This window comes from Actinoplanes palleronii, from assembly GCF_016862315.1.
GTDB classification, from domain to species: Bacteria; Actinomycetota; Actinomycetes; order Mycobacteriales; family Micromonosporaceae; genus Actinoplanes; species Actinoplanes palleronii.
This window is the reverse complement of sequence record NZ_BOMS01000126.1, coordinates 15024-29617: the sequence shown is the minus strand read 5'-3', so window position 1 is coordinate 29617 and position 14594 is coordinate 15024. Positions and strand designations below refer to the sequence as shown.

The 14594-nt window shown below is 70.5% G+C and carries 14 protein-coding genes; 9 read left to right on the top strand and 5 right to left on the bottom strand.

Translation table 11 applies throughout. The features are described from left to right. Positions 1–105: 105 nt before the first annotated feature. The 5 genes from Apa02nite_RS37755 to Apa02nite_RS37735 all read left to right on the top strand — a co-directional run bounded on the left by Apa02nite_RS37755 (position 106) and on the right by Apa02nite_RS37735 (position 6632). Positions 106–1146, top strand: coding sequence for a FecCD family ABC transporter permease (locus Apa02nite_RS37755; protein ID WP_203829325.1), 1041 nt, complete (start codon positions 106–108; stop codon positions 1144–1146). Then, positions 1143–2162, top strand: coding sequence for a FecCD family ABC transporter permease (locus tag Apa02nite_RS37750; RefSeq protein ID WP_203829324.1), 1020 nt, complete (start codon positions 1143–1145; stop codon positions 2160–2162). The genes Apa02nite_RS37755 and Apa02nite_RS37750 overlap by 4 nt, the downstream gene beginning before the upstream one ends. Next, entirely contained in the window at positions 2159–2983 is an 825-nt protein-coding gene (locus tag Apa02nite_RS37745; protein WP_203829323.1) for an ABC transporter ATP-binding protein, read from the top strand. Before Apa02nite_RS37750 ends, Apa02nite_RS37745 begins: the two co-directional genes overlap by 4 nt. Beyond that, positions 2980–4611, top strand: coding sequence for an ABC transporter ATP-binding protein (locus tag Apa02nite_RS37740; protein ID WP_203829322.1), 1632 nt, complete (start codon positions 2980–2982; stop codon positions 4609–4611). The genes Apa02nite_RS37745 and Apa02nite_RS37740 overlap by 4 nt, the downstream gene beginning before the upstream one ends. Before the next feature lie 191 nt (positions 4612–4802). Continuing rightward, positions 4803–6632 carry an ABC transporter ATP-binding protein gene (locus tag Apa02nite_RS37735; RefSeq protein WP_239164816.1) on the top strand — a complete coding sequence of 610 codons (1830 nt, stop codon included), beginning with the start codon at positions 4803–4805 and terminating at the stop codon, positions 6630–6632. Positions 6633–7404: 772 nt separating this feature from the next. On the opposite strand, the gene Apa02nite_RS37730 is transcribed toward Apa02nite_RS37735, so the two are convergent. The 5 genes from Apa02nite_RS37730 to Apa02nite_RS37710 all read right to left on the bottom strand — a co-directional run bounded on the left by Apa02nite_RS37730 (position 7405) and on the right by Apa02nite_RS37710 (position 11424). Continuing rightward, positions 7405–7908 (bottom strand): hypothetical protein, encoded by a 504-nt coding sequence (locus tag Apa02nite_RS37730; protein ID WP_203829320.1) that lies wholly within the window; start codon positions 7906–7908, stop codon positions 7405–7407. A gap of 713 nt (positions 7909–8621) precedes the next feature. Beyond that, positions 8622–9176 carry a TerD family protein gene (locus Apa02nite_RS37725; RefSeq protein ID WP_203829319.1) on the bottom strand — a complete coding sequence of 185 codons (555 nt, stop codon included), beginning with the start codon at positions 9174–9176 and terminating at the stop codon, positions 8622–8624. A gap of 11 nt (positions 9177–9187) precedes the next feature. Further along, complete coding sequence (locus tag Apa02nite_RS37720; RefSeq protein ID WP_203829318.1) at positions 9188–9655, bottom strand: hypothetical protein; 468 nt, start codon at positions 9653–9655, stop codon at positions 9188–9190. Between the two features lie 4 nt (positions 9656–9659). After that, complete coding sequence (locus tag Apa02nite_RS37715) at positions 9660–10841, bottom strand: toxic anion resistance protein (protein WP_067698886.1); 1182 nt, start codon at positions 10839–10841, stop codon at positions 9660–9662. A gap of 4 nt (positions 10842–10845) precedes the next feature. Then, complete coding sequence (locus Apa02nite_RS37710; protein ID WP_203829317.1) at positions 10846–11424, bottom strand: TerD family protein; 579 nt, start codon at positions 11422–11424, stop codon at positions 10846–10848. A gap of 122 nt (positions 11425–11546) precedes the next feature. On the opposite strand from Apa02nite_RS37710, the gene Apa02nite_RS37705 reads away from it, so the two are divergent. The 4 genes from Apa02nite_RS37705 to Apa02nite_RS37690 are packed head-to-tail and all read left to right on the top strand — an operon-like array spanning position 11547 to position 14568. Further along, positions 11547–12686, top strand: a complete 1140-nt coding sequence (locus Apa02nite_RS37705) for a DUF475 domain-containing protein (protein ID WP_203829316.1) — start codon at positions 11547–11549, stop codon at positions 12684–12686. A 12-nt stretch (positions 12687–12698) separates the two neighbouring features. Then, the gene (locus Apa02nite_RS37700) at positions 12699–13280 is read left to right on the top strand and encodes a TerD family protein (RefSeq protein ID WP_203829315.1); all 582 of its coding nucleotides are present in this window, start codon (positions 12699–12701) and stop codon (positions 13278–13280) included. Between the two features lie 26 nt (positions 13281–13306). Then, the gene (locus Apa02nite_RS37695) at positions 13307–13891 is read left to right on the top strand and encodes a TerD family protein (RefSeq protein WP_203829314.1); all 585 of its coding nucleotides are present in this window, start codon (positions 13307–13309) and stop codon (positions 13889–13891) included. 5 nt (positions 13892–13896) lie between these two features. Further along, a complete protein-coding gene (locus Apa02nite_RS37690; protein ID WP_203829313.1) occupies positions 13897–14568 on the top strand; it encodes a TerD family protein in 672 nt (223 codons plus the stop codon). Positions 14569–14594: the final 26 nt, after the last annotated feature.

Below are 14594 nucleotides of genomic sequence, written 5' to 3'. Positions count from 1 at the left end.
TGGCCGGATGACCGCGACTCCTGGCTGCGGCTGTTGCGGACCGCCGGCGTGCCGCCGACGACCGGACCTGTAGGTTAGCCTCACCTTACTGACGGGGCGGGGTGCATGGAGTCCACGTTGACGCAGGTCACCGACGTACCATCGGTGGCCTCGACCCGCGCGGCCAGACGTTGGATCAGTCTCGGCATCGGGGCGGCCGTGCTCGCCACGGCAATCGTGCTGAGCGTCGCGGTCGGCAGCCGCACCCTCGGCCCGGGCATCGTCTGGCAGGTGCTGTGGCACCCGGACGACAGCGCGGCCTCCGACATCGTCCACCAGCTGCGGCTGCCCCGAACCCTGCTCGGCATCGGGGTCGGCGCCGCGCTCGGGCTGGCCGGCACGGTCATGCAGGCACTCACCCGCAACCCGCTCGCCGAACCCGGCCTGCTCGGTGTCAGCCTCGGCGCGTCGACCGGCGTGGTGGTCGCGGTCGCGTTCCTCGGGATCGGCTCGGCCACCGGCTACGTCTGGTTCGCGTTCATCGGCGCGGCGCTCGTCTCGGCGGCGGTGTTCGGGCTCGGCGGTTCCGGCCGGGTCACCCCGGAACGCCTGGTGCTCGCCGGGGTCAGCCTCACCTCGGTGCTCGGCGCGATCATCTGGGCGGTGCTGGTCACCAACCGGGCGGCGTTCGACAGGTACCGGCACTGGGACGTCGGTTCGCTGGCCGACCGGGAACGCGACACCCTGGTGCAGCTCGCGCCGTTCCTGATCCTCGGGGTGCTGGTCGCGCTGGCACTGGGCCGGCAGCTGAACGCGCTGAGCCTCGGCGACGAGTCGGCGGCCGCGTTGGGCGCGCACCCGGGACGGATCCGCGCGCTCGGTATCCTCGCGGTCACCCTGCTCTGCGGGGCGGCCACCGCGGCGTGCGGCCCGATCTGGTTCCTCGGGCTGGCCGTGCCGTACGCGGCCCGGTTGCTCGCCGGCGCCGACCTGCGCTGGATCCTGGCCTACTCGCTGATCCTCGGGCCGGCCCTGCTGCTCGCCTCGGACGTGCTGGGCCGGGTGCTCGTCGCGCCGGCCGAGCTGCCGGTCGGTGTGGTCACCGCGTTCCTCGGCGCTCCCCTGTTCATCGCGCTGTGCCGCCGGCGGAAACTGAGCGAACTGTGATCACTCTCCGGGCCGGCGGCCTCTCGATCCGGGTGCACCCGCGCTCGCTGGCCGTCGGCGCCGTCCTGCTGCTGATCGCGCTCGCCGTCGCCCTGGTCAACCTGACCACCGGCGACTTCCCGGTGCCGGTCGCCGACGTGCTGCGCAGCCTGGGCGGCCGGGGTGACGCCGGCACCGACTTCATCGTCTACCAGCTGCGCCTGCCCCGGGTGCTGACCACGCTGCTGGTCGGTGCGGCCCTGGGCGCCAGCGGCACGGTCTTCCAGGGACTGACCCGCAACCCGCTGGGCAGCCCGGACTTCGTCGGCCTGACCGTCGGCGCGGCGTCCGGAGCGCTGATCGTGATGCTGGTCCTGGGCGGCGGCGGGGTCCAGGTGGCGGCCGGCGCGATCATCGGCTGCGTGGTCACCTCGGTGGTGATCTACCTGCTCGCGTTCCGGCGCGGCACCCAGCCGTTCCGCCTGGTGCTGATGGGCATCGGGGTGTCCGCGCTGCTGGACGCGGCGAACTCGTACCTGATCTATCGCAGTCACCTGGACGAGGCGATCGCCGCGCAGGTCTGGCTGATCGGCAGCGTGAACGGGCGCACCTGGACCGAGGTGACCATCGTGGCCGTCACGGTCGTGGTGCTGCTGCCGCTGGTCCTCTACTACGGCCGGCACCTGACCATGCTGACGCTCGGCGACGAGATCGCGGTGCTGCACGGGGTGCCGGTGCAGCGCAGCCGCGCCGTGCTGGCCCTCGCCGCCGTCGGGCTGGCAGCCGGTGCGACCGCGGCGGCCGGTCCGATCGCGTTCGTCGCGCTGGCCGCGCCGCCGATCGCCGCCCGGCTGAGCCGTTCACCGCGGGCCGGGGTGCTGCCCGCAGCGGCGATGGGTGCGGCGCTGCTGACCGCGGGCGACTGGGTCGCGCAGCACGCGCTGCCCGCCAACGACGTACCGGTGGGTATCGTCACGGCCGCCCTCGGCGGCGTCTATCTGTCCTGGTTGCTGTTCTTCCAACGGAGAAACCGATGATCGGCTCACGGCTACGGGCAGAAGATCTCACCCTGGGGTACGACGGACGGGTCGTCGCCGAGCACCTCGGCGTGCAGATCACCGACGGCTCGTTCACGGTGATCGTCGGCCCGAACGCGTGCGGCAAGTCCACCCTGCTCAAGGCCCTCGCCCGGATCCTGAAACCGCAGGCCGGCGCGGTCCACCTGGACGGGAAGGAGATCATGTCCTACCCGTCGAAGCACGTCGCCCGCCAGCTCGGCATGCTCCCGCAGTCACCGAGCGTGCCCGGCGGGATCGTGGTCGAGGAGCTCGTCGCCCGGGGCCGCTTCGCCCACCAGCGGATGCTCAAGCAGTGGTCCGCCGAGGACGAGGCCGCGGTCGCCGACGCGATGCGGCTGACCGAGGTGGCCGACCTGGCCGACCGGTTCGTCGACGAGCTCTCCGGCGGGCAGCGGCAGCGGGTCTGGCTGGCCATGGCCCTCGCCCAGCAGACCCCGATCCTGCTGCTCGACGAGCCGACCACGTTCCTCGATCTGTCCCACCAGTTCGAGGTGCTCGACCTCTGCGCGGAGCTGCACGAGGACGGCCGGACCGTGGTCGCGGTGCTGCACGACCTCAACCACGCCTGCCGCTACGCCACCGAGCTGATCGTGATGAAGGCCGGGACGGTGCTCGCGCAGGGCCCGCCCGCCGAGGTGATGACCGCGGAGCTGGTCGAGGAGGTCTTCGCGATGCCGTGCCGGGTGATCGACGACCCGGAGACCGGGACCCCGATGGTGGTTCCGGCCGACCGCCGGCGCCGGCGCCTCTCCCGTACGCGTCAAGCGGCCACCGCGTGATCCGCAGCGCGCTCGCCCCGCAGCGCCGCGCCATCGCGCTGGGCACCCTGCTCGCCACGTCGTGGCAGGCCGGCGAGGCGGCCGTACCGTTCCTGATCGGCGTGATCATCGACCGCGCGGTGGCCGGCGGCGTCGGTGACCTGGCGCTCTGGCTGGGTGTGCTCGGCGCGGTCTACCTGGGACTCAGCTATAGCTTCCGGTATGCGGCCCGGAGCAGTGAACGCGCCTCCGAGCAGGCCGCGCACGACCTGCGGATGCGGGTCACCCAGCGGGTGCTGCACGACCGCGGCGGGGCCGAAACTGATCGGCTGCCCGGTGCGCTGGTGTCGGTCGCGACGGGTGACGCGGCCCGGGTCGGCGCGGTCGCCGTCGCCGTCATCTTCGGCATCGCCGCGGTGGGCGCGGTGCTGGTCGGGGCGGTGCTGCTGCTCTCGGTGTCGCTGCCGCTGGGCCTGCTCGTGCTGCTCGGGACGCCACCGCTGATGGTGCTCACCCGGCTGATCGGCAAACCCCTCGAGGCGCGCAGCGAGACCGAACAGGAACATGCCGCACAGGCGTCCGGGGTGGCCGCCGACCTGGTCGCCGGGCTCCGCGTGGTGAAGGGGTTGCGCGCCGAGCAGGCCGCGGTCGCCCGCTATCGGGAGCGCAGCCGGTCGGCGTTGGCCGCCACGGTGCACGCGGCCCGCGCTGAATCGGCGTACCAAAGTCTGGTTCTCAGTCTGAGCGGTCTGTTCCTCGCGGTGATCGCGGTGACCGGCGGCCTCCTCGCGGTCCGTGGCGACCTGACCGTCGGTCAGCTGATCTCGTCGGTCGGCCTGGCGCAGTTCCTGGTCGGGCCGATGTCGACGTTCGGCTGGGTGGGCGCGGACCTCGCGCAGGGCCGCGCGTCGGCCCGCCGGATCGCGGCGGTTCTCGCGGCGCCCGAGGCGGTGCCGGGAGGCGAGGCCGTCCCGGTGATCCCGGCGTCAGGAGCTTTGCGGGTACGGGTGAGCACGCTCGACCTGACCGTCGCGCCCGGCGAGATGCTCGGCGTGGTGACCACCGATCCGGCCCTCGCCATGGAACTGGTCCGGCTGCTCGGCCGTTCCCACGATCCCGCCGAGGGCGAGGTCACGCTGGACGGGGTGGCGCTGTCGTCGCTGGCACCGGCCGACCTGCGCTCGGTGCTGCTGGCCACCGACCACCACACCGACCTGTTCGACGGGACGCTGCGCGGGGCGATCTCGCTAGCCGGGCGCGCCTCCGCGGAGGTGGTGGACGCGGCGATGATCGCGGCCGACGCGGACGAGGTGGCCCGGTCGTTGCCGGACTCGACTTTTGAGGCACGCACGCTTTCCGGCGGGCAGCGGCAGCGGGTGGCGTTGGCCCGATCCCTCGCCGCGGAGCCTGCGGTGCTGGTGGTGCACGACCCGACGACCGCGGTGGACGCGGTGACCGAGGCGCGGATCGCGGGCCGGCTGCGCGGGATGCGGGCCGGGCGGACGACGGTGCTGGTGACGACGAGCCCGGCCCTGCTGGCCGTCGCTGATCGGGTGGTGCTGGTGGACGACGGGGCGGTGTGCGCTTCGGGCACACATCTGGAGCTGGTCACCCGCGACGAGACCTACCGAGGAACGGTGCTGGCGTGACAACTCCTACTCCCCTACCGTCGGCCTCCTCCCCGGCAGGCTCTTCACCGTCGGCGTCCGCGTTGGTGAGCCCCTCGCCGTCGAGCGCAGCCTCTTTGTCGGATTTATCAGGACAAGTCTTGCTGCCGGTGGCTACCGGACGGCGGACTTTGGCGGAGCTTCGCCGCCTGCTGCGGCCGCAGCGTGGGCGGATGACCGTGGCGCTGGCGCTGCTGGTCGCCGGGACCGTCGCCGGCCTCGTCACCCCGCCGCTGCTCGGCCGGATCGTCGACCTGGCGTCCAGCGGCGCGAGCACCGGCGCGATCGTGCTGATCGGCGCCGGGCTGGTGGCCGGCGCGCTCGGCGAGGCGATCCTGGCCGGCTGGGGTGTGGCACTGCTCGCCCAGGGCGCCGAGAGCATGCTGGCCTCGCTGCGGGAACGCTTCGTGGACTCGGCGCTGCGCCTCCCCCTCGAACAGGTCGAACGCGCCGGCGCCGGCGACCTCACCTCCCGCGTCACCAACGACGTGGCGGCCATCGCCGAGGCGGCCCGCAGTGCCCTGCCCGAGTTCAGCCGCGCGATGCTGACCATCGGGCTGACCCTCGCCGGGATGGCCGTCCTGGACTGGCGGTTTTTGATCGCCGCCCTGATCGCCGTGCCGGTGCAGGTGTACACGGTCCGCTGGTACGCCCGCCGCGCCGGCCCGCTCTACGCCTCACAGCGGGTGGCGGTCGCGGCGCAGCAGCACCACCTGCTGGCGACGATCGACGGGGCGCGGACCATCCGGGCGTTCCGGATCGCCGACGAGCACCGCGCCCGGGTCGCGGCCAAGTCCCAGGAGGCCGTCGACCTGCTGCTGCGCGGGGTGGCGTTGCAGACCCGGTTCTACGCGCGGCTGCACGTGGCCGAGTTCGCCGGCTTGACGGCGGTGCTGAGCACCGGCTTCTTCCTGGTACGCGCCGATGCCGTCTCGATCGGCACCGCCACCGCGGCGGCCCTGTATTTCCACGGCCTGTTCAACCCGATCAACGTAGCCCTGGCCCTGGTCGACGACGCCCAGGTAGCCGCGTCCGGCCTGAACCGCCTGGTCGGCGTCGCCGACCTGGCCGACTCTGCCGCCGCACCGCAGGCCATCTCCGCCGGCGCACCGCAGACCGGACCCGCAGCCGCACCGCAGACCGGACCCGCAGCCGCATCATCGGGCGGGCCTTCCGCCGAGCCATCGGGCGGGCCCTCTGCCGGACCGCCCGGCGAGGGGGCGGCCGGGCCATCGGTAGTGCCTGCCTCGTCGTCCGGTGGTGGGGCCACAGCGATCCCGCAGCCTCTGCCTGCCGCTTCGCCGGCCGTGCGGGTCTCGGGTCTCGGATTCTCCTATCGGGAGGATCGACCAGTGCTGTCCGATATCGATCTCACCATTGCACCGGGTGAGCGGGTCGCGGTGGTCGGCTCCACCGGCGCCGGCAAGACCACCCTGGCCAAGCTGATCGCCGGCGTGCACCAGCCGACGGCGGGCTCGGTCCACGTGCCGGCCGGCGAGGTCGTGCTGATCACCCAGGAAGTGCACGTCTTCGCCGGACCGCTCGCCGACGACCTGCGCCTGGCCCGCCCGGCCGCGACCGACGACGAGGTCCGCGCCGCACTCACCGCGGTCGACGCCCTGACCTGGGTGGACCAGCTCCCCGAGGGGATGTCGACCGAGGTCGGCTCGGGCGGGCACACCGTGACCGCCGCGCAGGCGCAACAGCTGGCCTTCGCCCGGCTGATCCTGGCCGATCCCCCGGTCGCGATCCTCGACGAGGCCACCGCCGAGGCCGGCAGCGCCGGCGCCCGCCTGCTGGAACGAGTAGCCGCCACAGCCCTCTCCGGCCGAACCGCGGTGATCGTCGCCCACCGCCTCACCCAGGCAGCCACCGCCGACCGCATCGTCGTCCTGGACGCCGGCCGCATCGTCGAACAGGGCACCCACCAGGAGCTGACCGCCCGCCCAGGCCCCTACGCCACCCTCTGGCAGGTCTGGTCCGACCAACGCCCACAACCCTGACCCCCGCCGAAACCACGAACAACGCCCGCCCCGGCGAGCACCCATCGGCGCAACAAGGACCGCGAGACCACCATGAACGCTCGCCGAGTCCGTGCGGCTGGCGCTCACGGTCACCAGCAGAGTGCCGATTCCAGCCGATATCCGATTTATCCAGGCGCGGCGACGATCGGCAGGCGTCACGCCAGAAGCGATACCGCCGTCAGGACCAGCTGAACCCCGCCACCGACTCAGCCCTGACCCATAACGGCCACCACAACCAGCCCAGCCCGACGAGCTGGACCTGACAGCCCATAACCCGGCCCCATAACGGCTACCACAACCAGCCCGGCCCGCCGGGCTGGACCTGGCGGCCCTTAAACCGGACCCATAACGGCCACCACGGCCAGCTCGGCCTGGCGAGCTGGTTGTGGCGGCCGGTATGGGGGTGTTCAACGACCACGGCGGTTGCGCAACCTCGTCGGGCGCTTGGTGCGTGCTTTCGCTGCCTCTTGGCGCGGACTATTGCGTGGGCCGGGCCGTGGATGGGGATGGGGATGGGGATTTCCTTGGGAACCCGGCAGCTGACCACCTGCCAGGACCTGCGACCCACCTTGTGGGACGGCCGCGGGCAGCGACTGGCGCGGCGGGCCGTGACGCACGGCCGCCTCGCCTGGCAGCCAACCCCGGCCACCAGCGGTCGGCAGCCGGCCAGCGAGCCCCGGCCACCGGCGGTCGGCAGCCGGCAGCGCGACGTGGCGGAGCAAAGGCATTGCCCGGAGCTGATCTCTGCTGGTCAGCGCAGTGGGGTGTGCTGGTCCAGCCAGGTGATCCGGTCGTAGCCGTAGGCGAGGCAGGCCGCTTGCAGGCTGGTGCCGATCGGGTCGTGTTCGGCGCGGAGGACCAGTTCGCCGGCCACGTTGTAGATCGTCATCAGGACCGCGATGCCGGTGGCGGTGCCGGTGATCGGCAGGTCGATCCGGGCGCCGCCGAACGTGGTCAGGGCTAGGGCGCCGGTGAACGGGCGGGGCGGACCGTTCGGGGCGGTGGCCAGCAGGATCCGGTCGACGGTGCGAATCTGGCGCAGATCGATCCGCAGTTCCGGGGTGTCGCCGCGGTGGTCGAGCTGGAGACATTCGTCGTGGGCGAACGGGGCGTCGGCCGGGGTGATCAGCCGCTGCTCGCCGGAGTTCTTCTGCCAGGCCAGGATCAGCCAGCCGGCGGCCGGTTCGGACCAGTGCGCGGTGACCGTCAGCGCGCCGACTCCGGACTGGATCCGGGTCAGCACGGCGGTCGGCATCTGCGGGGTCAGCGGTAGCGGACCTCCCGGGGTGACCCTGCGGACCGGCGCGATCCGGCACCGGGACGGATTACCGGCCTGATGTCCCCCGGCCGGCACCGGGGCCGGTGTCCCTCCCGAAAGCGGGGCCTGCCTCCCCGCGGGGGCCTGCCCTCCCCCGGCCGGCGGGGCGGACCTCCCTCCCGAGGCATGCCCACTCCCTGATGACGGGCTTGGCCTTCCCCCCGGTGGCGACCCGGCCGGGGCCACTTCCGGCGAGGTCGGCCTCGACTCTGACGACGTCGACCCGAGGTCCAGCGACGCCGATCCCCGCTCGGGCACCGCCGATCCCCGCCTCGCCGAGGTAGACCCCAGATCCAGCGTGGTGGGTTCCGGACGAGGGGACCGGTCCGGCACGGTCGGAGCCAGGCCGGGGGGACCGGCCGGCCCGGGCGCACCCAGATCAAGAGACGAGCCCGGTGAGGTCGGAGGCAGCTCAAGAGAGCCGGCCGGCGATCCCAGCTCAAGAGAGCGGTCCGCTAAGGGCGATCCCAGCTCAAGAGAGCGGTCCGCTGAAGGCTCGGCCAGGCCAAGGGAGCGGGCCGCTGGGGCTGCGGGATGGGCGAGGGGGTGTGCTGGTGAAGCGGGGCGGGTGGTTGCGCGCGGGCGCCTGCCTCGGTGCCGCAAGAAGGGCAGATCCGTCCGGGGTGCCGCGTCCTCCGGGGACCCGATGGTCACAGCCCTACCCCGTAATCCCTGGCCAGCCCCACGATCCCGTCGGCATAGCCGTCGCCGAGGACCCGGAACTTCCACTCCTTCTGGTAGCGGTAGACCTCCCCCAGCGCCAGCCCGGTCTCCACCCCGAGGCCCTCCGCCAGGTTCTCCGACCGGACCAGCTCCAGCCCACCGGCCAGATTCAGCACCCGGATCTCACAGCGCCGCAGCCGCCCCAGCGTCCGATTCCGCCCACTGCCCTCGTTGACGTAGAGCACCACCACGATCCGCGCGACCGGCTCCGGCACACCGCCCAGGTCGATCTCGATCTGGTCCAGGTCCGGCCCGAGCGCCTGCTCCAGCTGGTGCACCGACAGGTCCGGCGTGGCCAGCTGGTTGAAGAAGACGAAGTGGTCGTCGGAGAGCGCCTTCTTGCCGGCGTCACACAGGATCGCGGCGACCACCAGGTTGTCTATCAGCACGGTTTCCGAGCCGGCGTCGACGCGGACGCCCAGCACCACCCCGGTAAGGTCCGGGATTTCCCTGGTCAGCGACGCGTTCGCGCCGCGCTTCATGGGCGCCATGGTCAGGACAGATCAAGATCAGAGCGACTGAATTTCGTACGCAAGAAGTTGCTCTGTGTCGTCATCGCGTCGACATCCCGGTCCCGGACAGCGGACAGTGCGGTTGTCGCCGCCGTGTGCAGGTCGTCGAGCTGGTCGCGGAGGTGCTGCTCGGGGGTGCGACCGTCCCGCCGCGGCCGGGTCCGCAGGCTCTCGTCGACGGCGAGATAAGCCGTCAGCGTGGTCGGCAGGTAGTCGCCGGCCGTCCCGTTCACCAGGATCACGGTGGTGACCTCCAGCTCGGTCGTGTCCAGGATGGCCCGGAGCGTGTCCGTTATCCATCGCGCCTGCACCACCGCCCACCCGGGCAGCCGGCCGGCGCTGCGATTGATGAAGCGGTCCAACTCGTCGACCCCCGCCCCGGGTGGTGGTGGCGGCTCGGCGGCCGGGGTCGGCGCGGCGGGGTCGGCGGGCCGGCGGAACCAGCGCACCCGGTCAGGAGCCGAGCTCGTGCCGCCGGACCCGTTCCAGGTACGGCTGGGCCCGCTGGACCTGACCCTCGAGGGCCTGAATGGTCTGCACCATCGAGTCGGCGGCCTGCGCCCGGAACGTGTCGATCGCATCCATGGTGGCAAACACGTTGTCGAACGCGGCCTGGAGTTTCTCCACGTCGACGGTGGCCGACGCGGCCTGCTGGTTGATCTCCGCGCCTTGGGTGCGCAGCTGCTGCGAGGTGGCCTCGATCAGGTTCGAGGTGACCGTGTTCAGCGCGTTGATCTGGTCGAGTACCAGCTTCTGCCGGGACAGCGCCTGCGAGACGATCACCGCGATCCGCAGGGCGGCCACCGTGGTGGTCTGCGACCGGTCGACGCCGCGGATCAGCTCCAGGTTGTTCTTGCGGATCAGGTCGAGGGCCATGTAGCCCTGCACGCTGACCGCCATCTGGGTCATCAGGTCCTGCCGTCGCTGCCGGATGGCGAACAGCGCGTCCGAGGTGAGGGCGCTGGCGTCCTCGGTCCGGCCGGCCACCTCGAGCGCGGCGACCTTCTGCGCGATCGCCTCGTCGAGTGCGGCGGCGAGTTCGTTGTACTCGCTGATCCGGCCCATCGACGCCCACAGGTTGGCCTTCTCGGTCTCGATCGCGGCGTTGTCCTTGCGCAGCTCGTCCTGGCCGGAGGCGAGCGCCCGGATGATCGCGTCGAGGTGGCTCTGCGCCGAGCGGTAGTTGTTGAAGTACCGGTCGATCTTGTCGCCGCCGGGCAGCCACTTGAGGGCCTTCTTGATCCCGGTCAGGTCGGCGCGTTTCGGATCCAGGTCGGTGACGGTGATCCGCAGGTCGGCGAGGGTCTTGGCGACCCGGGTCTGCGCGTCGCCGCCGCCCTTGCCGATCGCCGCGGCCGGGCGTTCCAGCATCCGGTTCGCGGACGAGGCCGCCGCCTGCATGTCCTGCTGGCCCATGCTGGTGATCGAGCCGACCTTCTGGGTGAACTCCGGCGAGCGCGGGTCGAGGGCGGCGAGCTCGTCGGCGAACGCCGTGGCCCGCTGCTGCAGCTCGGTCTGTTTGGCCTGGGGCACCACGACCGCGCCGACCGCCTGCTCCGGGGTGACCTCGACGACCGCGGCCGGCGGGGCGAGGACCAGCGGAGCGGGAGACGGCCCTAGATCAAGACTGGACATGGGCTCAACCGACATTCACGCCGAAGTCGCGGGCGATGCCGGACAGCCCGGAGGCGTATCCCTGCCCGACCGCACGGAATTTCCATTCACCGCTGTGCCGATACAATTCACCGAAGACCATTGCCGTTTCGGTGGAGAAATCCTCGCCGAGGTCGTATCTGGTCAGCTCGACACCATTGGCGGAGTTGACGATTCTAATGAAGGCGTTGCGCACCTGACCGAACGACTGGCGGCGCGTTTCGGCATCGTAGATGGAGACCGGGAAAACCACTTTCTGGCATTCCGGCGGCACGTCACCGAGCCGCACGTTGATCGTCTCGTCGTCACCGTCGCCGTCGCCGGTCAGGTTGTCCCCGGTGTGCTCCACTGACCCGTCTGGGCTGGTCAGGTTGTTGAAGAAGACGAAGTGCGCATCTGAGAGGATTTTGCCCTGGTCGTTCACCATGAGCGCGCTGGCATCCAGGTCGAACTCCGCCCCGGTTGTTGCCCGTTCGTCCCATCCGAGGCCGACCGAGACAGTTTTCAGGTCCGGTGCCTGTTTGGTGAGTGACACGTTGCCACCCTTGGTGAGACTGACCGACATTTTCCCCCCACATTCTCCCAGGTCGTCCAGCGATCAACTCCATGGTTCTATACGGCCCCGGAACCCGGGCGGGATTGCCGAATCCGAACCGGGAGGCGCAGACCGCCACTAGCGTTCGGTACGTGATTATCCGAGTATTCGGCTGGTCCTTCGCGATAACCGTCGTCGCGCTCGTCGGCGCGCTGATTCTGGGCGGCCCGTCAGCACTGGCCCTGGTCGCCATTCTCTGTGTGCTGGAGATCTCGGTCTCCTTCGACAACGCGGTGGTCAACGCGACCGTGCTGGAACGGATGAACGCGTACTGGCAGAAACAGTTCCTCACCGTCGGCATCATCGTGGCCGTGTTCGGCATGCGCCTGGTCTTCCCGCTGCTGCTGGTCGGGATCACCGCCGGGATCGGGCCGATCGAGGTGATCCGGCTGGCGCTGGACGGCGGCCCGGCCGACGAGCCGGGCACCTATGCGGCACACCTGCACGAGGCGCATCCGAGCATCGCCGCGTACGGGGGAATGTTCTTGCTGATGCTCTTCCTGGACTTCGTCTTCGAGGACCGGGCGGTGACCTGGCTGGGCTGGCTGGAACGGCCGCTGGCCCGGATCGGCAAGCTGAACCAGGTGTCGGTGGTGGTCGCGATGGTCTGCCTGGTGGTGACCGCGGAGGTGCTGGCGGACGAGCCGGGCACCGTGATGATCGCCGGCGGTCTCGGGATCACCACGTATCTGCTGGTCAACGGGCTCGGCGAGATGTTCGAGAACGAGGGTTCGGAGGGTGACGAGCAGCGCAGCGCCGGGATCCATGGCGACGCGCTGACCGTGCAGACGTCGTTGCAGTCGTCCGGGCCGAGCGAGACCGCCAAGCTGGCCGGGCGGGCCGCCTTCTTCCTCTTCCTCTACCTCGAGGTGCTCGACGCCTCGTTCTCGTTCGACGGGGTGATCGGCGCATTCGCGATCAGCCAGGACATCTTCATCATCGCGACCGGCCTGGGCGTCGGCGCCATGTACATCCGGTCACTGACCATCTACCTGGTCCGCAAGGGTTCCCTCGACGAGTACGCGTACCTGGAGCACGGCGCGCACTGGGCGATCGGGGCGCTCGCGGTGATCCTGCTGATCAGCATCAAGCAGGAGGTGCCCGAGGTGGTCACCGGGCTGATCGGGGTCGCGTTCATCACGGCCGCGATGGTGTCGTCGGTGATCAGGAACCGGCGGGGCGGGCTCGCCGCGGCCGCCGAGGAACGCCGCAAGACCCTCATCGACGCGTAGGAGCACGCAACCATGGCTGTCAGTCTTCGTAAGGGCGAGAGCGTCTCGCTGACCAAGGCCGCCGGTGACAACGGGTTGTCCCGGGTCCGGATGGGCCTCGGCTGGGACGTGATCAAGAAGCGTGGGCTGTTCGGCGGCAGCAAGGAGCAGAGCGTCGACCTGGACGCGTCGTGTCTGCTCTTCGACGCCGGCGGCACCCTGCTCGACCAGGTCTGGTTCCGGCAGTTGCGCAGCAAGGACGGCGCGGTCCAGCACACCGGCGACAACCTGACCGGTGCGGGGGACGGCGACGACGAGAGCATCGTCGTGGACCTGACCGCGCTGCCCCCGGTCGTACAATCGCTGGTTTTTGTGGTGAATTCGTTCACCGGGCAGAACTTCAGCCAGATCCAGAACGCGGTGTGCCGGCTGGTCGATGAGCGTGGCGGCCGCGAGCTCGCCCGGTACGAACTCTCCGGCAGTGGATCACACACGGCTCAGGTCATGACGAAGGTGACCCGGGGCGGCGACGGCTGGGAGATGACGGCGATCGGCACGCCCGCGTCCGGCCGGACCTTCAACGACCTGCTCCCCACGATCGCCCAGCACCTCTAGATCGGTATCTCTCGATAGGAGACATCATGTCTGTCAGCCTCACCAAGGGTGGGAACGTCTCGCTCACCAAGCAGGCCGGCGCCGCCGGACTCTCCGCGGTGACCGTCGGGCTCGGCTGGGACGCGCGGACCACCACCGGCACCGACTTCGACCTGGACGCCAGCGCGATCCTGGCCGACCCGAACGGCAAGGTCCTCTCGGATCAGCACTTCGTCTTCTTCGGCAACCTGAAGACCCCGGACGGCCTGGTGGAACACACCGGTGACAACCTGACCGGCGCCGGCGACGGTGACGACGAACAGATCAATCTACGACTGGCGGAGCTGCCGGCGGAGTGCGACAAGGCCGTGTTCAGCGTTGCCATCTATGAGGCTGAGCAGCGCAAACAGTCGTTCGGGCAGGTGCGCAACGCGTTCATCCGGGTGATCAATCAGGGTGACGGCAAGGAGCTGGCCCGGTATGACCTGTCCGAGGACGCATCGACCGAGACCGCGATGGTGTTCGGCGAGGTGTACCGCAACGGCGCGGAGTGGAAGTTCCGGGCGGTCGGTCAGGGATATGCGTCGGGGTTGCGGGGCATTGCGCAGGACTACGGTGTGAACGTGGCCTGATCGTCGTGGCGATCGACTACACGAAGCGACCCAAGGCGCCGGCCTCTTCGCCCGCGGTTTCGCCGGGCGCGGTCTCGCTCTCGAAGGTCAGCTTGACCAAGGCCGCGCCGACGGTCTCGCTGACGAAGCAGGCCGGGCTGTTGCGGGTCAACCTGAACTGGAACGCCCGCCCCGCCCCCGGCAGCATCTTCCGTAAGTCCGATCCGCCCGTCGACCTGGACCTCGGTTGTCTCTACGAGTACACCGACGGTTCCAAGGGCGTGGTCCAGGCGAACGGCAAGGCGTTCACCGACGCACACTCGTTCGGCGGCGGTCCGATCTGCCGCCTCGACGGTGACGACCGCTCCGGGACCAACACCCAGGGCGAGAATTTGTACGTCGACCTGCAGCAGGTCAGTTCCATCCGGCGCATCCTGATCTTCACGATCATCTATGCCGGAGTGCCCAACTGGGCCGCTGCTCAGGGCGTCGTCACGGTCTTCCCGGCCACCGGCCCGCAGATCGAAGTGCTCCTGGACGAGTCCGACGACCGGGCACAGACCTGCGCGATCGTGATGCTCGAGAACGCCGACGGAGCGCTGTCGATCCGCCGGGAGGTGAAATACATCAGGGGTTCCCAGAGCGTGCTGGACGCCATGTACAACTGGGGCATGCGCTGGACGGCCGGCCGCAAGTGACGAATCCGGTCCCGGCCTCGCGGCCG

Excerpts from the sequence above, each read along its gene's own strand:
- Apa02nite_RS37730 (WP_203829320.1), bottom strand. The coding sequence starts at position 7,908 with ATGCCGACCGCCGTGCTGACCCGGATCCAGTCCGGAGTCGGCGCGCTG.
- Apa02nite_RS37755 (WP_203829325.1), top strand. The coding sequence starts at position 106 with ATGGAGTCCACGTTGACGCAGGTCACCGACGTACCATCGGTGGCCTCG.
- Apa02nite_RS37700 (WP_203829315.1), top strand. The coding sequence starts at position 12,699 with ATGGCTGTCAGTCTTCGTAAGGGCGAGAGCGTCTCGCTGACCAAGGCC.
- Apa02nite_RS37745 (WP_203829323.1), top strand. The coding sequence starts at position 2,159 with ATGATCGGCTCACGGCTACGGGCAGAAGATCTCACCCTGGGGTACGAC.
- Apa02nite_RS37715 (WP_067698886.1), bottom strand. The coding sequence starts at position 10,841 with ATGTCCAGTCTTGATCTAGGGCCGTCTCCCGCTCCGCTGGTCCTCGCC.
- Apa02nite_RS37735 (WP_239164816.1), top strand. The coding sequence starts at position 4,803 with ATGACCGTGGCGCTGGCGCTGCTGGTCGCCGGGACCGTCGCCGGCCTC.
- Apa02nite_RS37695 (WP_203829314.1), top strand. The coding sequence starts at position 13,307 with ATGTCTGTCAGCCTCACCAAGGGTGGGAACGTCTCGCTCACCAAGCAG.
- Apa02nite_RS37710 (WP_203829317.1), bottom strand. The coding sequence starts at position 11,424 with ATGTCGGTCAGTCTCACCAAGGGTGGCAACGTGTCACTCACCAAACAG.
- Apa02nite_RS37725 (WP_203829319.1), bottom strand. The coding sequence starts at position 9,176 with ATGAAGCGCGGCGCGAACGCGTCGCTGACCAGGGAAATCCCGGACCTT.